The following is a 19343-nucleotide window of genomic DNA, read 5'->3' as shown; positions in this document are numbered from 1 at the left end:
ATGCACGAACCGCGCAGGCGGTTCGCCCTATCCGGGCGGCATTTCTCAGCACCGGCTGAGCGGGGTACTCGAACTGCGCAAGCGTGTTCGTCCCTTTCCGGACTGAGAGTTTTCCGCTGAACCTCAGCGGGGGATTCGCCGTCTGCGGACGGCGGGAACGTGCCGCGCCCGCGGCTGGGACAGCGCCGTGCCCACGGCGGTGGGCAAAAAGGAAGGGACACCTACGGTTTCCCTTCCTCTTTGAACTCCTGCCTTTCCCTTGTTTGTTAGTCTGGCGCAGATTGCCGACATGTGACCGCTCCGAAACGGAGAACGGCAGAGGATTTTTACTTCCGTGTTTTTCGCAATCTGTTCGCAGGGTCAGATACATTACTGCTACACAGGCGGTTAAATTTCCGCAGGCGCGACATACCCGTGTTGCGCGACTCTTTAACACGTTATACCGCACGGCACCTACGAGAATAAATTATACCAGACATCTAAATTCGCAGATGCCGTGCGTTACAACGTGCCAAGGATTTGCGCGACACGGGTATGTCGCGCTTGCGTAGAGTAAACCGTATGTGTAGCAGTACGCTGTCTGTGAACTGCGAATATTTTGCGAAACAAACGCAAGAGTAACCCGACTGCCGTTCCCCTTTTCGAAGCGGTCACATGTCGGCAATCTGCGCCAGACTCTCCCAAAAGGAAGTGGGAGTTAAGAGGGTAGAAACCTTGGTGTCTACCCTCTTGCCCCGCCGCGGGGCGCGGCGAATCTCCGCGCTCCGCAGAGCGCAACTCCTCGCTGAATCTCAGCGAAAAACCTCCCGCCTGGAAAGGGACGAACACGCTTACGCAGTTCGAGTACCCCGCTCAGCCGTTGCTGAAAAAAACTGCCGCCCGGAAAGGGCATATTGCCGACGCAACTCGCGCGCCCCGGAAAGTCGGTGCTCCTAAAAAACAAAAAGAAAAACCACTCACTTTCGTGAGTGGTTTTCGTGGTGGAAGTTAACGGGCTCGAACCGCTGACCCTCTGCTTGTAAGGCAGATGCTCTCCCAGCTGAGCTAAACTTCCAAGTGGTGACCCGTGGGGGAATCGAACCCCCGTTACCGCCGTGAAAGGGCGGTGTCTTGACCGCTTGACCAACGGGCCAAGGGAAAATGGTAGCGGTAATTGGACTTGAACCAATGACCTTCCGGGTATGAACCGGACGCTCTAGCCAACTAAGCTATACCGCCATATCCTTTTCCGTTGTTATCGCCCGCTCGCTGACGACTTGTTTAGTATAGTCCATAATCGAGTAAATGTCAACACCTTTTTTCAAATTTTTTTGAAAAAGTTTTGAAACCGATTTTTCCGCTATTTCCCGCCCTGTTCCAGACTGTCCAGAAGCTGCTCGTAGAACGCCTCATTCCAGGTATGCGTCTGCGCCAGTTCTTCTCCGGTGAGCATAAAATACTGATCGGATACATATTCGCCTCTGTCCGGAATCGGGTCGTCAAACGTGCAGTCGATGTAATATGTTGTGCCGCCCAGCCGCACAGCATTCCAGCCGTGGTTCATTTCCTCAGATGCGACATAGATGACCTGAATGCCTGCCGCCTTGCACAGCATCTCATACGCGCGGCCGTAACCGGCGCACACAGCCTTATGATCGAGCAGCGCGCCGTCTGCCGCGAAAGCGGGTGCCGAGCCGTCCGGAACGTCCTCCTCTGCCGTATCCACATCGTACTCACACTGACGGATGAGGGTATCGTGCAGCGCACGCAGCTTCTCCTCTGCGGTCATGGTCTGCGATACCGAGCCTGCCGCCAGAACCCTGGCGTACTCCCACGCCTGCTCCTGCCGCGCCTGCCGAGAAACCTCAGTGTTCAGCTCAATGGTCTTGTTCGGCCGTGTTACCGCGTGCAGCGCGAATGCATAGGGATACTGCGCCTCCAGTGCCCGGTACACCTCGTCCGCGTCCACGTTGTCCTCGCGGAAGGCAACGCCGTTTCCGCCGTTCTCCGCGTCCTGCCGGAGCAGATCTGCCGCCTGATAGACATTATCCACCGGCTTCGCCTGCAGATACGGCAGCCAGAATGCACCGCCGCCAAGCAGAGTCATGGTCAGCAGAAAGCCGAAAAATCGTCTCATACGTCCCCTCCTTCGGGTATGACAAAGCGGGCGGCTGCGCCGCCCGCTGTCTAACCGTCAAAACGCGCCGCGCTTCGACAAAAATGCAATTATCACATCAGCTTCACGGTGTAATATACCGCAGTGATGAACAGATATGCCGCTGCCGCACCCAGTGCGATCATGACATGACTTGCCGCAAGTACAACGACCGCCGTCAGCGCTACCATCACGATCGGCGTAATGGTGAGCATCAGGTACGCGTTCTTGCTGAACCGGGTGTCGATCTTGCTGCCGCGGAAGGTGAACTTGCCCTTCTTGCGGCGCAGAGAAGCCGTAACACCGATCTGGATCAGCGCCAGCACCGCGATACCTGCTACCGCCACGGTGGACATCCACGTATGGTTAGCCGAAACCAGTGCACGGTGAATCACCAGCATCGCCGCAACACCCACACCGGTATCTACTGCAATCAGGAAAAATTCCGGCGCATAAGAATGATACACCAGATAATACACTGCCAGAACCGGCAGAACAACATACATCGCCTTGATCGGCATGGTGCCGTAGTAGTTGATCGCGGTCAGGAATACGATGGCAACGACGCTTGCAATCAGCATATTGCGTCCGCACACGATGCGGCGCACGCTGCTGCGCTTGCCTGCATGCTCCTGTCCCAGCATGATAATGCCGGCTGCTGCGCCGACAATGCCCACGCCGAGCAGCACCCGCGTTACCAGCACGCCGGTCTTCCAGGTGTTGCTGTAGCCCAGCAGACGCTCGAGGATCATCAGTACCAGTACGCCGAGCAGGCACACACTGAATACCGCGAGCACTTTGTTGGTGGTATACTCTTCCTGAGAAATTGGCTTTTTACCCACATTGTTTTTTGCCAATGTTTAACACTCCCTTTATTTCTTCTCACATGTTGCCGCCGGCATAGAGCACGGCCGCAAGCGCCGCAATCGGCGCAGTCTCACACCGCAGGATGCGTGTGCCGAGCGAAACGCTCTGCAGTCCCGCGTCCACGGCTGCCTTTGCTTCAGCCGGATCGAAGCCGCCCTCCGGCCCGACCATCAGCGAAACCGTGTCCCTGACACCGCCTGCAAGCGCATCGTGCAGACCGGTCCGCTTCTCGTTTTCGTAGAAAAACAGTGCCGTTTCGCTTTCCGCCGCCTGCGCGATTGCCTGAGCGACCGGTACAACGGCTGCCACCTCCGGCAGACGTCCTCTGCCGCACTGCTTTGCTGCCTCGGCAGCAATCTTACGCCAGCGTTCCACCTTCTTTTCGGTCTTATCCGGTCGGGAAACGCAATTCTTGGACAGATACGGCACGATACGGCTGACGCCGAGCTCTACCGCCTTCTGCACGATAAATTCCATTTTGTCGCCCTTGGGCAGCGCCATAAACAGCGTGATAGACTGCTTCGGTTCGGTATCCGCCGCGTGGCAGCTTACGACCCGGCAGGTCACGGCTTCCTTCTCCACGGCTTCCACCGTGCAGTCAAAATCCATTCCGGCACCGTCACACAGGGTAACACCTTCGCCGACACGCAGACGCAGAACACGTCCCGCATGATGCGCGTTTTCTCCGGTAAGGGTCAGCACGCCGTCCTGCGGCTGCTGATCGACAAAAAATCGAGGCATAATAATCAAATAACCTTTCCTATTTTAGCAAAAAAACAGCCGTTTGGCAAGTGAACATTCCGTGAATCCTGAAATAAATCACTTTTTCGCAGCAAAAGCGCTCCAGTCATCGCTCTTCTCGTGCGAAAGAATCGTAAATCCGCTCTTTTCCAGCGCCGCGCGCACCTCCTCGGCACGCTCGTTGAGGATGCCGGAGCAGATCAGCGTACCGCCCTTGACCAGCTTATCCGCAAACATGGGCGACATGCCGATGATGACATCAGCCACGATGTTCGCCACGATCACGTCGTAGCCGCCGCCGATGTCCTCGGCGAGCTTCGGGTCGCGCAGCGCGTCGCCGCACAGACCCCTGCCGATCTCAACATGGTTCTTTTCCGCATTTTCGTGTGCAGTTTTCAGGCAGTTCTCGTCGATATCGACGATAGTCTGCACATCCGCACCGAGCATAGCCGCCGCAATGGCCAGAATCCCCGAGCCAGTGCCCATATCGAGCAGCTTGTCACCCGGCTTTACCGCATCCTCGAGCGCCATCATGCACAGCTGGGTCGTGTCGTGGCTGCCAGTGCCGAAGGACGACGCCGGGTCGATTTCAAGAATACGGCGGCCCTGCGGGTCCTCAACCGTCTCCCACGAGGGTTTGATCATAAAGCCGCGTCCCACCGGGAACGGTTTGAAATACTGCTTCCATCCCCACTCCCAGTCCTCCTGACGGGTCAGCGCGGTTTCGGTACACAGTCGGCCCCATGCGTGCTCCTCATCGCGCGCCTTGAGGTTTTCCAGCGCGGCACGGATATCCGCGTACTGCTTTGCACCCTCGTCGCTGTCCGGCAGATAGATTTTGAGACAGGTTTCCTGCGCGCGCTTCTCGCGCACGAGATCCTCGTCTACATAGTCCCAGTATATTTCGGTGTCCTTGAGAAATTCTTCAAAATCCGCCGCATCCTCGAGCACATAGCCTTCTACGCCGTTGTCCTCGAGCAGTGCCTCGACCGGACCGATGCCCTCGGTCGTCGTGTAGATCGTAACTTCTCTCCAGTCCATAGGTTCCACCCTGCCTTTCCTATCCAGATAACCGCGCTCCGCGCGGTATTCAATAACAATTTGCTTGCATAATTGCAACTACAAGACCGGTTTTCGTCCAGAAAACCGAGTCTTTGGTCCCGCCCGCAGGCGACTGCCGCTCTGCGGCAGCATTCAATCCGCGGCGCATTGCGCCGCAACAAAACCCGCGACATGTGCGTGGGTTTTGTTTCCCCGCCCCAGTGCCCCTGGGGCACGTCATTCGGGTATCGAAAGGCGGTTTCTCCGGAACCGTCTTTCGTATATAGGGGACTTTTGAAGTCCCCTATAAGCGGATCATGCCGTATTTCGTCTCAAAGTACGAAATGACCGCGTCTTCCTGCTCCCATGTGCCGTCATACAGTGCAAGTCCCGGAAAAACCCGCAGACCCTGCTCCAGCAGGTCGGCAGATTCCGCGCACAGGCACAGCGGACGCGAGATCATATAGCGGGATTCCTCCAGTGTGACAACATCCTCTTCGGTTTCGAGCAGCAGCTTGAACGCACCCGAATCATCCTCGGCTTCGATGAGATCCTCATCCAGATGCGGACCGCACTCGATCTCATCCGAAATGTCGATGGTCGGAGCGATAAAATGCGCGTGCTTGCCGTCCGGCGCACAGATAAAATCATCGTGATCGCGCGGCAGCGTTTTGCACGCCACCTGATTGCCGCGCAGCGCTGCGACAAATGCTTCCGTACTGTCGGGCACAATGACCTCGGTGTTGTACAGTGTGGTTTGAGACAGCCAGTCCGCGTGCATGCACACGCCGAGCGACAGCCGCGCATACGGCGCCGCGATTTCGAGCGCCTGCGTCAGCGATTCGGGATCGTGTGCGCTGATCAGCACAGTCGTAACGCCAATGCGCTGCAGCACACCGATAGCCGCCCGCACATCCGTGCCGTCCGGCAGATTGCCTTCATCGTCCTCCACCTGCAGCTCCGCAATTACCGTTCGGCCGCACAGATCGCCCAGAGCCAGCACAGCGGCACGCAGTGCCGGAAACGTCGGCGCGCCATGCAGATAATAGAACGCCGCATCGTCGTGCAGCAGCGGACGAAAGGCATCCTTGCACTGCTCAATATAGTGCATGGTGATCGGGCGTTCGCAGTGCTCCGCATCGGGTTCGGGCGGGCACTCGAGCGCCAGGCCGACCGGCAGCGGCGCCAGTTCTTCAGACCATGCATCACACAATTCGGCATTCGGTGCAAGCGCGCCTGCAAACCGCTCAGGCGCAGTATGATACAGCGGAATTGCCGCCGGATCGTTCAGCAAAAGCTGCGGTTTATGCTCGGATTGACATAAAGGAATATCCAAGGTTGTTCTTCCTCCTAAGAAGATGAAAAATATTCATATTTCAGTTGATAAAGTTTACTTTTTCGTCCAGCTGCCGTCACTCTTAACGGTATACTGCTGCGGTTTTGCCGCCGCCAGCCTGCACATTTCAAGTGCGCTCTGCAACTGATCGTCCACCAGATAGGTCTGGCCGTTCAGCGCAGTAACCGCTTCGTCCAGTGCGCTCAGCATCTCCGGAGACGCATACAGCGCCGCAGGCAGATCGTAAGCCGCCCGGAAGGACGCTACTGCGTCCGCTACGTCGCCGTCATACCTGCCGGTTGCTTCGGTGAGCAGTCCCAGCAGCGACAGGCGCTCGGTCATGGCGTAAACCGCGTCCGAGCGGTCGCCAAAACGGAGGGTTGTGCTCGTATCGAGCGGTTTGAGATCCTTGGTATTGACCGTAACCTTGCGGTTTTCCAACTGGATATCCGGCGTCAGGCCGACACCTTCCCAGCAGCCCTGCTTGGGCAGCTCGAGCTCCAGCGTGGTGATGACCAGCTTGTCGCCGTTTACCAGATCAATGTGGAACTGCCCCTGTCCCTTGCCGTAGGTCTTGCTGCCGATGAGCGTCGCCGAGCCGGTATCCTGCAGGCTGCCTGCCAGCAGCTCCGCCGCGGAAGCCGTGCCGCCGTCCACCAGAACGACAATCTTGTTAAGCGGCAGCGCATTGCCGGCCGAATAGGTCTGCTCCAGACCGCCCATATCATCGCGGTAGCGCACGCCGGCAAGCTCTGCATCCTTGACCGGTGTCATAACATTGGCCATTTTGAGCGCCGCGTCGATCAGGCCGCCGCCGTTGCCGCGCAGGTCGAGAATGACCGCACGGGTGTTCTTGGACGGCAGGCTGTCCCAAACCTCCAAAAACGCCGACCAGTCGTTCTGCGAGCCGATGGCGCTGACCTTGATGTACTCCACACCGTCCGCCATCGTCTTGTTGGAAACATACACGCGGTTGACCTGACGGCGCTCACAGGTAACGGTAATGTCCCGTCCGTAGCGGCGCACGGTCAGCTTGACCGACGTACCTTCCTCGCCGCGCAGCTTAGATGCTACATCGGCATTTTTCAGCTTGGTTGCGTCCTCACCGTTGATTTTCACGATGAGATCGCCAATCTGCAGACCGGCTTCCTCCGCCGCTGAATAGCGCATGACCTCAGCGATCTGTACGCCGTTTTCTGTCTCCTGCAGGCCGACGCCGATGCCAACAAAGCCCTCAAGCGTCGAAAATCCCTGCGAATACTCCTCGCTCGACAGATACATGGAATGCGTATCGAGCAGCGAGAGAATGTCGTTGAGCACGTCATACATCTCATCCGGATGCTTTTCCAGATATTTATTGATATAGTTCTGCAGAACGTACGGATCATGCTCTGCCTTGAGGCCGAAAGCATCAATGAGCGCCCAAACGCCGTCAAACCACGTTTCGCTCTGTCCGTCCTGCGTGATCGCACCGGCGGAGGCGGTCATCATCGCCGCCGTCATCGCCAGTGCCGCTATTCTTTTCGCTAATTTTTTCATGTGGGTCTCCTCCGCGCTCAGCGCGGCAAAAAAATCCGTTTTGCTTGCAAAACGTAACCGCATGGCAGGTTTTTTACCGAAAAACCGAGCCATTGGTCCCGTCCGCAGACGGCCGCCGTTACACGGCGGCTTGCAATCAGCGGCGCATGCGCCGCAACAAAACCCGCGACATGTGCGTGGGTTTTGTTACCCCGACCCAGCGCTCTTGGAGCGCGTCATTCGGGTATCGAAGTATGGTTTCTCCGGAACCATACTTCGTATATAGGGGACTTTTGAAGTCCCCTATACGTTGTCACATGGATTCCGGTGCGTCTACGCCGATGAGTTTCAGCACGTTCTCAATGGTCTGCTTTGCTGCCAGGCACAGGGTCAGACGCGCATCACGGACAGCCGGCTCGGCATCCTTGATGCGGCAGGCATTGTAGAAATGATGGAACTGCTGCGCCAGTGCAACGGCGTATTTGTTGAGGCGCGACGGATCGCGGCTGACAGCGGACTGCACGATCTCCTCGGGCAGCAGAGCAACCTGCTTGATGAGCTGACGCTCATCTGCGCCGGTCAGCACGGACAGGTCGGTCTTGCCGGTATCCGGCAGCGCAATGCCGCTCTCCTGTGCGTTCCTGAGCACGGAGCAGATACGCGCGTGCGCGTACTGCACATAGTACAGCGGGTTGTCGGAATCCTGCTTGATAGCAAGGTCAAGGTCGAACTCCATCTGGGTCTCCGCCGCGCGGGAATTGAAGAAGAAACGCGCTGCATCTACCGGAATCTCGTCGAGCAGGTCGGTCAGCGTCAGGCTCTTGCCGGTACGCTTGGACATGCGGACAACCTCGCCGCCCTGCATCATGCGGACAAGCTGCATGAGCACGATCTCCAGACGGTGCGAGCCGTCCAGTCCGAGTGCATCCAGAGCGCACTGCAGACGCTTTACATGACCGTGATGGTCAGCACCCCAGATGTTGATAACACGGTCGAATCCGCGCTTTTCAAACTTGTTGCGATGGTAGGCAATATCCGCCGCAAAGTAGGTATAAAAACCGTTTGCTCGGCGCAGAACGTCGTCCTTGTCGCAGCCGAAGTCGGTCGAACGGAGCCACAGTGCGCCGTCCTCGGTCTCGTAGGTTGCGCCCTTGGCGGTCAGCATGTCGATGGTCTCCTTGACGTAGCCGCTCTCGTGCAGAGTGGACTCGCGGAACCATACGTCGTAGTTGATCTTGTAACGCTTGAGGTCGCGCTCCATGCGGGCAATGTTGGTCGGCAGACCGTAACCCTCGATAACGGCGAAGCGCTCCTCCGGGGTCTTTTCGAGCAGGCTGTCGCCGTACTGCTCTACCAGATCATGCGCCAGCGCCTTAATGTCGTCGCCCTGATACCAGGAAGCGTCAAACTCGATGGCGTCCTCGCCCTTGATCTCCTGGATATAGCGGCCCTCAACAGAGTGCGCGAACTTGTCTACCTGATTGCCTGCATCGTTGATATAGAACTCACGGGTAACGTCGTTGCCGGACCAGTCCAGAACCGAGGACAGGCAGTCGCCCAGAACACCGCCGCGCGCGTTGCCCATGTGCATCGGGCCGGTCGGGTTGGCGGAAACGAACTCTACCATGACCTTTTCCGGCTTTTTGCTCTCGGTACGGCCGTAATTCTCGCCCATAGCGAATACGCCGCGGACAGCCTGCTCGTACCAGCCCTGATTCAGCGTGAAATTCATAAAGCCCGGGCCTGCAATGGTCACGGTGTCAAAGCAGCTGCCCTCGAGGTCGAGGTTTGCCACGATGCTCTCCGCGATCTTGCGCGGCGCCATGTGCAGCGGCTTTGCACACTGCATGGCAAAGGTGGATGCCCAGTCGCCGTTGGAGGAATCCTTCGGGGTCTCTACTGCAACCGGAGGAATGGTGCCCTCAGGCAGCTCGCCTGCGGCTACAGCCTTGCGGTACGCCGCTTCTACAACGCGGGTTGCTTCGGCGCGTGCGATCTCATATGCGTTCATGTGTACACTCCTATATCTAAAATCTCTTATTTTTACTTTGTTAAACGACCTGAATGTTCGGTTTGGTCGATACCGTCATCTCAAAGTGGTGTTCTCCCATGAGAGAGTTGTCCACCTCGACCGTGTAGTCGATGATAAGGTGTCCGCCGTTCTCGCCGATGGTGTTGTGCACCCGCGAGGTGTGGGTGGCGATAGCCATTTCGCTGCCGACCGGCGTCTGATACAGACCAACATGGCGCTCGTCCTCGGCGAACAGCATATGCGAGGGAAACGTACCCGTGCGGATGAGGGCAACCGTTTTGCCGTCCAGTTTGACGGTGGTCTTGGTGCCTTCGAGTCCGGTCAGTTCACTTTCCTCGTATGCGATGTAATATTTTCCGCCGCGCTCGTACAGCGTGGCAGCGGTTTGCAGGTCGATGTTCTCCTCGTCACAGCCCGCAAACTGCTGCTGGGAGGAAATCGTCAGCCAAACGTCCTTCTTCATATTTCTATGCTCCTTAGCCGTAAAACAGCTTTAATAACGGGAAATATCCACAAGCTCCGCACCGACATCGACTTTTTCCTGCAGAAACAGCTCGGCGAGCTGGTCAAAGCCCTGCGGATCGTCCGAAACGAAATACTGCGTCGTACCCGTGCCCTCGTTCGGGTCAAACTGCGTGGAGGCAAGATTTGCCGCCTCTGCGCCCGAGTCAATGAGCGTCACATCCGGACCCATAAAGTCGCCGATGACCTCCTCAAGCAGCGGATAGTGCGTGCAGCCGAGAATCAGCGTATCCACACCTGCGTCCTTCAGCGGCGTGAGATATTCCTTCACGATCGTTTCAATGACCACATCGCCGCGGTGCACGCGGCCGTTCTCGACCAGCGGCACGAACAGCGGACACGCCTGCGTGAACAGGTCGAGCGTGCCGTCCTTTTTGTGCAGATACTTCTCATATGCACCCGAACGGATGGTTGCCGCCGTGCCGATCACGCCGACTCTGCCGGTCTGCGTCATGGTCATGGCGCGGCGGCAGGCAGGCTCTACCGTGCCGATGATTGGAATGTCGTTCTCCTCGGAAAGCAGGTCGAGCGCGATAGCGGACACGGTGTTGCAGGCAATGATGATGGATTTCAGGTCAAACTGGCGCAGAAACGCCACATCCTGCCTCGCATACTTGGTAATGATATCGCGGCCGCGCGTACCGTACGGCACACGGCCGGTATCGCCGAAATAGATGATATTCTCCTGCGGCATCAGGGCGTGCAGACGGCGCACGGCGGTCAGACCGCCCAAGCCGGAGTCAAATACGCCAATCGCACGCTTATCCATTGTGCTCCTCCAGTGCCAGAGAGATCAGGCGGTCGAGCAGCTCGGCATAGCCGATGCCCTCGTAATCAAACAGCTTGGGGTACATGCTGATCGAGGTAAAGCCCGGAATCGCATTCAGCTCGTTGAAAACGACCTCACCGCTGTCGTGGGTGACAAAGAAGTCTACGCGCGACAGGCCGCGGCAGCCGAGTGCAGTGTAAACGCGGACAGCGTCCTGACGGACGGCCGCAATCTGCTCCTCGGTGATGTGTGCCGGAATGTACAGACGCGAGCTTTCGTCCTTGTACTTGGCATCAAAGGTGTAGAACTCCTGCGTCGGAGCGATCTCGCCGACCGTAGAGGCCTGCGGCTCGAGGTTGCCGAGCACAGCGCACTCGACCTCGTGACCGTCGATGAACTCCTCGACGAGCACCTTGGTATCCAGCTTAAAGGCTTCGGTCAGGCCCTCGGCCAGCTCGAGCAGATTGTTCGCCTTGGCAACGCCCACGGACGAGCCCTGCGAGCACGGCTTGACGAATACCGGGAACGCGCCCAGCGTTTCCGCAGCCGCGGCGATTACTGCCTCGGCATTGCGCTCAAAGTCATATCTCAGCGCCAGATAGTACCGCGCCTGACGGACGCCGGTGCCCTCAACGACCTTTTTGGTCAGTGCCTTATCCATCGTGTTCGCGCTTGCGGCTACGCCGCAGCCGACGTACGGAATGCCGGCCAGTTCGAGCAGACCCTGCATCGTGCCGTCCTCGCCGCCGACGCCGTGCAGCACCGGGAATACGCAGTCCAGACGGACAATCTCGATCTCTCCCTCACGGAGCAGCACCATGCCGTGCATGCCGCGGTCGGGTGCGAGAACGACCTTTACCTTGCCGGTCATGCGCTCCCACGCACCGCTCTCTACGCGGTCCGGATCACAGTCCGGGCAGTAGAACCACTCGCCGTCGCGGGTGATGCCGACCGGGTAGATTTCATATTTATCTTTATTCAGGTTTCGCAAAATAGAAGCGGCAGACAGGCACGAGATGTCGTGCTCACTCGAAATACCGCCGAATAATACAGCCAGTTTCATTTATTAGATTCGCCCTTTCGTTCGTTTCCTCTGCCCATACTTATACAGATACCATTATACGCTATCTTTTCCGCGAATACAATGTGAAAACAGTGTTTTTCCTGCACTGATCCCACAAAATTTACAATTCCTTCATAGTTATTTTTGATATACCCGTTGACGGACTATATTATATCCAATATAATATTATTAGAAACACAGGAGAGGAGGATTCCATATGTCCTATCCCATCTCGTCCTCCCTGCTGGACGGCATCGTGCTTGCCGTAGTCGAGCGAGAAAGCACCTACGGCTACCGTATCACGCAGGACGTACAAAAGGTACTGGATATTTCCGAATCTACGCTGTATCCGGTACTTCGGCGGCTGATGAAGGACGGCTGCCTGACCACCTACGATCAGGCCTATGCGGGCCGCAACCGCCGCTACTACCAGATCACCGAGCACGGCAGAGCCGCTCTGCGGCAGCACCGCATCGACTGGCAGAACTACCGCAGCGGGATCGACACGATCTTTTTTGGAGGGGTGAACGAATGAACAGAGCAGATTACATGGCAGCGCTGCGGCGTGCGCTCTCGGTTTTGCCGGAGGAGGAACGCGCGAACGCTCTGCGCTATTACGAAGAATATTTTGACGACGCAGGCCCGGAAAACGAGGCGAAGGCCATCGAGGAACTCGGCGAGCCGGCAAAGGTTGCGGCGCAGATTCTTGCGGATTACCGCGAACTGACCGCTGTACCGCATGCACAGCCGATAAAAGAGAAGCGCCGCTGGCGCGGTATCAGTCCGCTGCTGCTGATTGTGCTGGTGCTGCTCGCTATCCCGATCGGATTGCCGCTCGTATTCGGCGCAGGTGCAACCGTGCTTGGCGTGCTTCTGGCGATCGTTGTGACCGTGCTCGCGGTGATTTTCGCTGTACTGCTCATTCTGTACGGCATTCCGCTTGCGCTGATTTGCGGTGGAGCAGTCCTTGCCCTGCTGTCCTGCACGCTGTGGGCGACACCGGCGAACGCGCTCGTCACACTCGGCAACGGACTGGCTGCCTTTGCCGCCGGTATCCTGCTCGGACTGCTGTCCATCAAGCTGAGCATTCTGTTTGTGCCGCCGGTGTTCCGCGCCTTTGTCGCCGTGCTGCGTGCGCCGTTTAACTGGATTCGCAACAGATGCCGCCGTACAGGAGGTGGAAATGTATGAAAAAGCTCATTATTGCCTGCGCTGCCGTGCTGGTGCTCGGACTCGGACTGACAACGGTCGGTCATGTGCTCGGCGGACAGTTTTACAGCGTGTACTATAATGGTGCGCTGCATCCGTTCAGCGATGCCGCACGCGATTTTTCCGATACGGTTGAGAATATCCGCAATCATTATGTTTCCCCGGACGATGAGATCGACAGCTATTTCGACACCAGCTGGGTGCAGGATTACCTCGAAACCCGCCGGAATGCCATCGAGCACGGCGATATGCCTATCCAGTCGGTCGATCATATCTCCCGCATCGACCTGACGCTTAAAGGCGGCAATTTTACTATCGAGAATGGTTCGGACTTTGCCGTCAGCGCAAGCGCTAATTTCGGAGACACGCAGGTAAACGGTATACGATGGACCGCTTCACTCTGGGCGAACGATGAACCGGTCACGATCACCCTGCCTGACAACGCAAGTTATCTGCAGGTTCACATTTCCTGCGACCATCAGGCAAATGTGACCATCAGCGACCGTCTGCGCGCGGAAACCATCGAACTGTCCGCCGGAAACGGTACGCTCATCGCCGGTGAGCTGGATGCAAACAACATCACCCTTGCAGCAACTGACGGCCGCCTGTCTGCACTTCTACCCGAACCGGCAGACCAGTACCATGTACAAGCCGGCACCAACTGGGGTACAGTCACGATGAACGGCACGCCGCTGGTTCAAATCAACGAGGACGGCAGCGGCACTGCACAGTATGACAACAGCTATGATACCGAAACGGGTTCCTCTCGTTTGGACTTCCCCCGCAGCGTAACTGCCACGGTGTCCGGCTCCGGCCAGATCAGCCTGCTTTCCCAAGTCACACTCGCTAACGCCGATGCCCCTGTCTGAACTGTAACTTGACGAAATCCACAAAACAACGTATGATAAAAGAAAAGGAGACTTTACGATGAATGGCAAGAAATTGTATCGCAGTGAATCCAACCGCATGCTGTGCGGTGTCTGTGCCGGCATCGCGGAATATTTTGATCTCGACCCGACTTTGATCCGTCTGGCATGGGCGCTTGTATGCTTCCTCGGCGGTTCGGGTATCCTGGCGTATATTATCGCCGCGATCATCATTCCGTCCGAGAGCACGCGCAATAACAATATGATGTGACCCATCGCCGTTTCTCCGGAAAAGAGAGGAAGTGCTCGCTATGAGCGAAAACCAGCAGCCGCTGGACGAAGAACAGGCGGTTTCCGATGTGCAGGAGCAGGAAACCCTGCCTGCCGCAGCCGAAGATACCCCGCCCGCTGCGCAGGATGAAAATGCACCCGCCATCCTCGACGCGGAACCAGAAGAGGAAGAAGAAGATATTGATCCTGCCGATGTGAAGATCTTCGGCATGAAGCGCCATGTGTTCCAGCTGACCTGTCTGGGCGCCGCTGTCGGCTATATCCTGTGCGGACTGGTCGGTATTCTCAGTGAGAAGATGCAGGGTACCGGTCTGGGCGATATTCTGGCGAAATCGCCGAGCACAACCGTCTGGGCGGTCGTTGTGGCCGCTGTCGGCTATTTTATCGGCTCGCGTCTGGAGAAAAAGCGCGAAGCTGCTCTTGCGGACGAACAGGCCGCACTCGAGCAGTCCAATGATACAAACGCATAATTTTCCTTTTGGAGCTGTCCGGAAAGAGAGTCTGTGTAAGCAGGCTCTCTTTTCGCGTTTGCGCAACAAAAAAGAACCCCGAAGGGTTCTTTTTACCGCTCATCGCTGTGAATTTTATCGAGAATCTTTTTATCCCGCTTATCCTGCGGCTGAAACTGCGCAAACAGGTCAGGCCGATCCTTTTTCGTACGGCGCAGGCTCATTTCGCGTCTCCATGCTTCGATGTTTGCATGGTGGCCGGAGAGCAGCACCTCCGGTACTTCCCTGCCGCGCCAGTTTTCCGGGCGGGTGTACTGCGGATGCTCGAGCAGACCGTCCCAGTGGCTTTCCGCCGTGAACGCTTCCTCGTCCGGCAGAACGCCCGGCACCATGCGGCATACCGCGTCCGCGACAGCCATCGCGGGAATCTCGCCGCCGGTGAGCACAAAGTCGCCGATGGAGATCTCCTCGTCCACGCACTCGTCGATAAAGCGCTGATCAATGCCCTCATAATGGCCGCAGACCAGAATAAAGTGCTCCTTCGCGAGCAGCTCACGCGCTTTCTGCTGGTTAAACGGCTGTCCCTGTGCAGAGAGGAACACCGTGTGCACATGCTCACCGTCACTCAGCGCCTGATGGCACAGATACAGCGGCTCAGCCAGCATGACCTGTCCGCGTCCACCGCCGTAGGGCGCGTCATCCGCCTTGTGGTGCTTGTCGAGCGCATAATCGCGGATGTTGGTTGCCTTGACCTCGACAACACCCTTGTCCTGGGCGCGTCCGATAATGCTTTCGCGCATAACCGCGTTGATCATCTCCGGAAACAGCGTCATAATGTCGATTTTCATTCGATCAGACCCTCGATGCTCTCAACATAGATCACGCCGGCTTCCATGTCGATCTCCTTGAGGAACGGCTTGATGGCCGGAATGTAGATCAGACGTCCGTCCTCACCGGCGATCTCGTACATATCATGCGCCGGATTACTGGTCAGTACGTCACGGATGCGGCCGATTACGCGGTCAACGCGCAGATCGAACACCTTGAAGCCCAGAATATCCTGAATGAACACGAGATCCTCGGGCAGCTCTACGTCCTCGCGGTCGAGGTGGAGCACCTTGTTTCGCATCGCCTCGGCGGCTTCGACCGTGTCAATGCCCTTGATGTGCATAAGCACAACATTCTTGTGAACCTGCGCCTTTTCGACGGTCACAGGCGTTTTTTCGTCCAGATAGAGCGTGTCAAAGTCACACAGCACCTCAGGGCTGTCGCACCAGCTCTGCACCTTCAGGTCGCCGCGCACGCCGTGCGTGCCGACGATCTTGCCGGCCTCTAAAAATTTCTTCGGCATATTCGTTCTTTCCTCCTGCCTGTGAGCGTTTTTATTCCTGCGATGTTTGATTGATGATAATTCGTTTATCTGTTGGGGATTTCGCCGTCTGCGGACGGGTCGCGCAATTCTTTAACCCGTTACTACTCACGGCACCTGCAAATTTAGGCATTCACCACCATTTAACTGCGTAGGTGCCTTCCAACACAACACGTTAAGAGTTTGTGCGGCACTGTTATGCCGCACTCAGCGGAGAGCAAACCGCCTGTGTAGCAGTCCGGTATCTGGCACTGCGAAACGATTGAGAAAGACACGGAAGAAAAAATCCTCTGCCGTTCCTTTGCGAGTCTCAGCTCTGCAAATTTCGCCGTGCCCTCTAAGGGAAAGGCAGGAGTTCAAAGAGGAAGGAAAACCGTAGGTTGTCCTTCCTTTTTGCCCCCGCCGCGGGCGCGGCAAACTCCCGCGCTCCACAGAGCGCAACTCCCCGCTGAATCTCAGTGAAAAACACCCGCCCGTTAGGGACGAATACGCTTACGCAGTTCGTGCCCCCCGTTGAGTCAGTGCCGAAAAGGGTGCCTCCCAGGCAGAGCGTATTGCTGACGCAACTCGTGTGCCCCGCATAATCGGTGCCCGATAAAAACAAAAAATCGCCGCGCTGCGGCGATTTTCGGAAAAAGCCAGCGCCTGACGGCACCGGCTCTTCATTCAAGTTGAAGTGATTAACACTTCGGCGCGATCCGCGCAGGCTCAGTCGAGAATATCAACTGTGACGCGCTTGTTCTCGCGATTGCCTGCCGCTTTCATGAGTGTGCGGATTTCCTTTGCGATGCGGCCGTGGCGACCGATAACGCGACCCATATCTCCCGGTGCTACACGCAGCGAGTAGGTGATGTTATCGCCGTCGATCTCCTCAGTAATGGCAATCGCAGCCGGATCGGAAACCAGATTTTCGACTATATAAGTCAGTAACTCTTTCATTTCGACGACCTCACTCAATTCAGCACACCGGCCTTCTTCAGAATACCGCGAACGGTATCGGTCGGCTGAGCGCCGTTCTTGATCCACTCCTGAGCACGGTCAGCGTTTACGTTGACAACAGCCGGCTCTGCCAGCGGATTGTAAGTGCCGATCTCCTCGATGAAACGACCGTCACGCGGGTAACGGGAATCAGCGACAACGATGCGGTAGAACGGAGTCTTCTTAGCGCCCATGCGACGCAGTCTGATCTTTACCATTGAAATTTCACCTCCTGTTATAGAAATTTATCTATTGTAAATTTACTTTACAAACGAATAGCGATTAAAACGGCAGCTTGAAGTTGCCCAGTCCCGGAAAGCCGCGGCGCTTTTTGCCCTTGCTGCGTGCCATGCTGGTAAGCTGCTTGGTCATCTTCTGCATGGCCTCAAACTGCTTGAGCAGCTTGTTGACCTGCTCGACCGACAGTCCGCAGCCGTTTGCAATGCGCTTCTTGCGGGAGTAGTTGATGATGGAGGGATTATCTCTCTCCTTCGGGGTCATAGACTGGATGATGGCTTCGGTATGCGCCATCTGCTTTTCGTCGATCTTTGCACCGGCGAGGGCTTTTGCGTCCACACCCGGCAGCATGCCGAGCATTTCCTCCATCGAGCCCATGTTTTTCATTTTCTGCAGCTGATCGTAAAAATCGGTCAGCGTCAGCTTGCCGGCCATCATCTTCTTGGCGGTTTCGGCTGCCTGCTTCTGATCGAAGGACTCCTGCGCCTTTTCGATCAGCGTCAGCACATCGCCCATGCCGAGAATGCGGCTTGCCATACGGTCCGGGTGGAACGGCTCGATATCGCCGAGCTTCTCGCCCGTGCCGATGAACTTGATCGGCTTGCCGGTAACGGCCTTGACCGAAAGCGCTGCACCGCCGCGTGCGTCGCCGTCCATCTTGCTCATGAGCACACCGTCGATGCCGAGAGCCTCGTCAAAGGTCTGTGCGACCGTTACAGCGTCCTGACCGGTCATTGCGTCCACCACGAGGATGATCTCGGTGGGCTTGACCGTTGCTTTGATGTTTTTCAGCTCGTCCATCAGCTTTTCGTCGATGTGCAGGCGGCCTGCGGTATCGAGGAAAACCAGATCATAGCCGTTCTTGCGGGCAAAGTCGATGCCGTGCTTTGCGATCTCGACCGGATCGCCCTGACCTTCGTCAAAAACGGGGATGTTAAGCTGCTTGCCAACTACCTTTAACTGTTCGATAGCTGCCGGACGGTAAACGTCACAGGCTACGAGCAGCGGTCGGCGCTGCTGCTGCTTGCGGAGCAGAGCGGCCAGCTTTGCGCAGTTGGTGGTTTTGCCGGCGCCCTGCAGACCGGCCATCATCACGATGGTGGGCGGGTTCGGCGATATGGTCAAACGAGTGGTCTGGCCGCCCAAGAGCGAAACCAACTCCTCGTTTACGATCTTGATGACCTGCTGGGTCGGAGACAGGCTTTCGAGGATCTCCGCGTCCGTTGCCTTTTCGGTAACAGTCTTGATGAAGTCCTTTGCGACCTTGAAGTTGACGTCCGCCTCGAGCAGTGCCATGCGGATTTCCTTCATTGCGTCCTTGATATCGGACTCGGTCAGCCTTCCCTTGCTGCGCAGGTGCTTAAAAGCAGATGAAATTTTTTCGGTAAGCCCTTCAAATGCCATGTTAAGCCTCCTGCCTGAGCTGTTCGAGCAGTGCCGTCATGCGGGAAACGATCTCGTCCGCCTCGGCACTGTGCAGTTGTGCGGCGTTCAATTCATGCAGCTGCTCAACCTCGTGCTGAAGTTCCTCTGCGCACCGCTCGGTGTCGCCGTATCGGGCCACCAGACCGAGCTTGTCCTCCATCTCATGAAGGGCGTGCTCCGCTCGCTTGATGCTGTCGCGCACACCCTGACGGGTGATGCCGGCGTGCTCGGCGATCTCGGAAAGCGAAAGATCTTCATTGTAATACAGATCAAACAACTCGCGCTGCTTCTCGGTGAGGGTTTCGCCGTAGAAGTCAAACAGCAGGCTCATTTCAAGCGGTGTTGCCTTCATGGTGATCCTCCCTCCGAAGTGTAAAGTGTTTTGCCTTTACATCGAACGTGATTATTCTATCCTATATCGGCTCTTTTGTCAAGAGGGAACTTTTCATATTGTAAAGATTTTTTCGTTCCGGTTGCATCATCGGGAATTGCGGAT

The 19343-nt window shown here is 56.8% G+C and carries 21 protein-coding genes and 3 tRNA genes; 5 read left to right on the top strand and 19 right to left on the bottom strand.

Annotated features, from left to right (window positions below; all coding sequences use genetic code 11):
• Nucleotides 1–978: 978 nt before the first annotated feature.
• The 13 genes from DW724_RS12930 to DW724_RS12870 all read right to left on the bottom strand — a co-directional run bounded on the left by DW724_RS12930 (nt 979) and on the right by DW724_RS12870 (nt 12023).
• Nucleotides 979–1054: transfer RNA gene (locus DW724_RS12930), tRNA-Val, on the bottom strand.
• Between the two features lie 3 nt (nt 1055–1057).
• Nucleotides 1058–1132 (bottom strand) — tRNA-Glu (locus tag DW724_RS12925).
• A 9-nt stretch (nt 1133–1141) separates the two neighbouring features.
• Nucleotides 1142–1218 (bottom strand) — tRNA-Met (locus tag DW724_RS12920).
• 121 nt (nt 1219–1339) lie between these two features.
• Nucleotides 1340–2116, bottom strand: coding sequence for a transglutaminase domain-containing protein (locus DW724_RS12915; protein WP_118761752.1), 777 nt, complete (start codon nt 2114–2116; stop codon nt 1340–1342).
• 92 nt (nt 2117–2208) lie between these two features.
• Nucleotides 2209–2991 (bottom strand): hypothetical protein, encoded by a 783-nt coding sequence (locus DW724_RS12910; RefSeq protein WP_118761751.1) that lies wholly within the window; start codon nt 2989–2991, stop codon nt 2209–2211.
• A gap of 25 nt (nt 2992–3016) precedes the next feature.
• A complete protein-coding gene (locus tag DW724_RS12905; RefSeq protein WP_118648203.1) occupies nt 3017–3742 on the bottom strand; it encodes a 16S rRNA (uracil(1498)-N(3))-methyltransferase in 726 nt (241 codons plus the stop codon).
• Between the two features lie 78 nt (nt 3743–3820).
• Nucleotides 3821–4783, bottom strand: a complete 963-nt coding sequence (gene prmA, locus DW724_RS12900) for a 50S ribosomal protein L11 methyltransferase (RefSeq protein ID WP_118480925.1) — start codon at nt 4781–4783, stop codon at nt 3821–3823.
• A 304-nt stretch (nt 4784–5087) separates the two neighbouring features.
• Nucleotides 5088–6119 (bottom strand): hypothetical protein, encoded by a 1032-nt coding sequence (locus tag DW724_RS12895; protein ID WP_118361056.1) that lies wholly within the window; start codon nt 6117–6119, stop codon nt 5088–5090.
• Between the two features lie 54 nt (nt 6120–6173).
• Nucleotides 6174–7658, bottom strand: coding sequence for a S41 family peptidase (locus DW724_RS12890; RefSeq protein WP_158580343.1), 1485 nt, complete (start codon nt 7656–7658; stop codon nt 6174–6176).
• 292 nt (nt 7659–7950) lie between these two features.
• Complete coding sequence (argS, locus tag DW724_RS12885) at nt 7951–9648, bottom strand: arginine--tRNA ligase (protein WP_118761749.1); 1698 nt, start codon at nt 9646–9648, stop codon at nt 7951–7953.
• Between the two features lie 40 nt (nt 9649–9688).
• Entirely contained in the window at nt 9689–10132 is a 444-nt protein-coding gene (locus DW724_RS12880; protein ID WP_118361062.1) for a DUF1934 domain-containing protein, read from the bottom strand.
• Nucleotides 10133–10162: 30 nt separating this feature from the next.
• The gene (murI, locus tag DW724_RS12875; protein ID WP_117752043.1) at nt 10163–10960 is read right to left on the bottom strand and encodes a glutamate racemase; all 798 of its coding nucleotides are present in this window, start codon (nt 10958–10960) and stop codon (nt 10163–10165) included.
• Nucleotides 10953–12023 (bottom strand): D-alanine--D-alanine ligase family protein, encoded by a 1071-nt coding sequence (locus DW724_RS12870; RefSeq protein ID WP_118648179.1) that lies wholly within the window; start codon nt 12021–12023, stop codon nt 10953–10955. The genes murI and DW724_RS12870 overlap by 8 nt, the downstream gene beginning before the upstream one ends.
• A 217-nt stretch (nt 12024–12240) precedes the next feature.
• Here DW724_RS12870 and DW724_RS12865 point away from each other — a divergent pair, with 217 nt between their 5' ends.
• The 5 genes from DW724_RS12865 to DW724_RS12845 are packed head-to-tail and all read left to right on the top strand — an operon-like array spanning nt 12241 to nt 14859.
• A complete protein-coding gene (locus DW724_RS12865; protein ID WP_110435989.1) occupies nt 12241–12558 on the top strand; it encodes a PadR family transcriptional regulator in 318 nt (105 codons plus the stop codon).
• Nucleotides 12555–13214, top strand: a complete 660-nt coding sequence (locus DW724_RS12860; protein WP_118480913.1) for a DUF1700 domain-containing protein — start codon at nt 12555–12557, stop codon at nt 13212–13214. The genes DW724_RS12865 and DW724_RS12860 overlap by 4 nt, the downstream gene beginning before the upstream one ends.
• Entirely contained in the window at nt 13211–14101 is an 891-nt protein-coding gene (locus DW724_RS12855) for a hypothetical protein (RefSeq protein ID WP_118761748.1), read from the top strand. The genes DW724_RS12860 and DW724_RS12855 overlap by 4 nt, the downstream gene beginning before the upstream one ends.
• Nucleotides 14102–14159: 58 nt before the next feature.
• Nucleotides 14160–14369, top strand: coding sequence for a PspC domain-containing protein (locus tag DW724_RS12850; protein WP_110435986.1), 210 nt, complete (start codon nt 14160–14162; stop codon nt 14367–14369).
• A gap of 40 nt (nt 14370–14409) precedes the next feature.
• A complete protein-coding gene (locus DW724_RS12845) occupies nt 14410–14859 on the top strand; it encodes a hypothetical protein (RefSeq protein ID WP_118761747.1) in 450 nt (149 codons plus the stop codon).
• Nucleotides 14860–14951: 92 nt separating this feature from the next.
• On the opposite strand, the gene trmD is transcribed toward DW724_RS12845, so the two are convergent.
• The 6 genes from trmD to ylxM form a co-directional block, all read right to left on the bottom strand.
• Nucleotides 14952–15686 carry a tRNA (guanosine(37)-N1)-methyltransferase TrmD gene (trmD, locus tag DW724_RS12840; RefSeq protein ID WP_118761746.1) on the bottom strand — a complete coding sequence of 245 codons (735 nt, stop codon included), beginning with the start codon at nt 15684–15686 and terminating at the stop codon, nt 14952–14954.
• Nucleotides 15683–16189, bottom strand: a complete 507-nt coding sequence (rimM, locus tag DW724_RS12835; RefSeq protein ID WP_116705292.1) for a ribosome maturation factor RimM — start codon at nt 16187–16189, stop codon at nt 15683–15685. The genes trmD and rimM overlap by 4 nt, the downstream gene beginning before the upstream one ends.
• 726 nt (nt 16190–16915) lie before the next feature.
• A complete protein-coding gene (locus DW724_RS12830; protein WP_110435982.1) occupies nt 16916–17146 on the bottom strand; it encodes a KH domain-containing protein in 231 nt (76 codons plus the stop codon).
• Nucleotides 17147–17160: 14 nt separating this feature from the next.
• Complete coding sequence (rpsP, locus tag DW724_RS12825; protein ID WP_110435981.1) at nt 17161–17403, bottom strand: 30S ribosomal protein S16; 243 nt, start codon at nt 17401–17403, stop codon at nt 17161–17163.
• Between the two features lie 64 nt (nt 17404–17467).
• On the bottom strand, nt 17468–18826 hold the full coding sequence (gene ffh, locus DW724_RS12820) for a signal recognition particle protein (RefSeq protein WP_110435980.1): 1359 nt from the start codon (nt 18824–18826) through the stop codon (nt 17468–17470).
• Between the two features lies 1 nt (nt 18827).
• Entirely contained in the window at nt 18828–19199 is a 372-nt protein-coding gene (gene ylxM / locus DW724_RS12815; RefSeq protein WP_110435979.1) for a YlxM family DNA-binding protein, read from the bottom strand.
• Nucleotides 19200–19343 lie beyond the last annotated feature (144 nt).

The organism is Butyricicoccus sp. AM27-36, from assembly GCF_003480945.1.
Taxonomy (GTDB): domain Bacteria; phylum Bacillota; class Clostridia; order Oscillospirales; family Butyricicoccaceae; genus Agathobaculum; species Agathobaculum butyriciproducens.
The sequence above is the reverse complement of the archived record's forward strand: the minus strand, read 5'-3'. Positions and strand labels throughout refer to the sequence as shown.

Excerpts from the sequence above, each read along its gene's own strand:
- DW724_RS12915 (WP_118761752.1), bottom strand. The coding sequence starts at position 2,116 with ATGAGACGATTTTTCGGCTTTCTGCTGACCATGACTCTGCTTGGCGGC.
- DW724_RS12905 (WP_118648203.1), bottom strand. The coding sequence starts at position 3,742 with ATGCCTCGATTTTTTGTCGATCAGCAGCCGCAGGACGGCGTGCTGACC.
- prmA (WP_118480925.1), bottom strand. The coding sequence starts at position 4,783 with ATGGACTGGAGAGAAGTTACGATCTACACGACGACCGAGGGCATCGGT.
- DW724_RS12890 (WP_158580343.1), bottom strand. The coding sequence starts at position 7,658 with ATGAAAAAATTAGCGAAAAGAATAGCGGCACTGGCGATGACGGCGGCG.
- argS (WP_118761749.1), bottom strand. The coding sequence starts at position 9,648 with ATGAACGCATATGAGATCGCACGCGCCGAAGCAACCCGCGTTGTAGAA.
- DW724_RS12880 (WP_118361062.1), bottom strand. The coding sequence starts at position 10,132 with ATGAAGAAGGACGTTTGGCTGACGATTTCCTCCCAGCAGCAGTTTGCG.
- murI (WP_117752043.1), bottom strand. The coding sequence starts at position 10,960 with ATGGATAAGCGTGCGATTGGCGTATTTGACTCCGGCTTGGGCGGTCTG.
- DW724_RS12870 (WP_118648179.1), bottom strand. The coding sequence starts at position 12,023 with ATGAAACTGGCTGTATTATTCGGCGGTATTTCGAGTGAGCACGACATC.
- DW724_RS12865 (WP_110435989.1), top strand. The coding sequence starts at position 12,241 with ATGTCCTATCCCATCTCGTCCTCCCTGCTGGACGGCATCGTGCTTGCC.
- DW724_RS12860 (WP_118480913.1), top strand. The coding sequence starts at position 12,555 with ATGAACAGAGCAGATTACATGGCAGCGCTGCGGCGTGCGCTCTCGGTT.
- DW724_RS12855 (WP_118761748.1), top strand. The coding sequence starts at position 13,211 with ATGAAAAAGCTCATTATTGCCTGCGCTGCCGTGCTGGTGCTCGGACTC.
- DW724_RS12850 (WP_110435986.1), top strand. The coding sequence starts at position 14,160 with ATGAATGGCAAGAAATTGTATCGCAGTGAATCCAACCGCATGCTGTGC.
- DW724_RS12845 (WP_118761747.1), top strand. The coding sequence starts at position 14,410 with ATGAGCGAAAACCAGCAGCCGCTGGACGAAGAACAGGCGGTTTCCGAT.
- trmD (WP_118761746.1), bottom strand. The coding sequence starts at position 15,686 with ATGAAAATCGACATTATGACGCTGTTTCCGGAGATGATCAACGCGGTT.
- rimM (WP_116705292.1), bottom strand. The coding sequence starts at position 16,189 with ATGCCGAAGAAATTTTTAGAGGCCGGCAAGATCGTCGGCACGCACGGC.
- DW724_RS12830 (WP_110435982.1), bottom strand. The coding sequence starts at position 17,146 with ATGAAAGAGTTACTGACTTATATAGTCGAAAATCTGGTTTCCGATCCG.
- rpsP (WP_110435981.1), bottom strand. The coding sequence starts at position 17,403 with ATGGTAAAGATCAGACTGCGTCGCATGGGCGCTAAGAAGACTCCGTTC.
- ffh (WP_110435980.1), bottom strand. The coding sequence starts at position 18,826 with ATGGCATTTGAAGGGCTTACCGAAAAAATTTCATCTGCTTTTAAGCAC.
- ylxM (WP_110435979.1), bottom strand. The coding sequence starts at position 19,199 with ATGAAGGCAACACCGCTTGAAATGAGCCTGCTGTTTGACTTCTACGGC.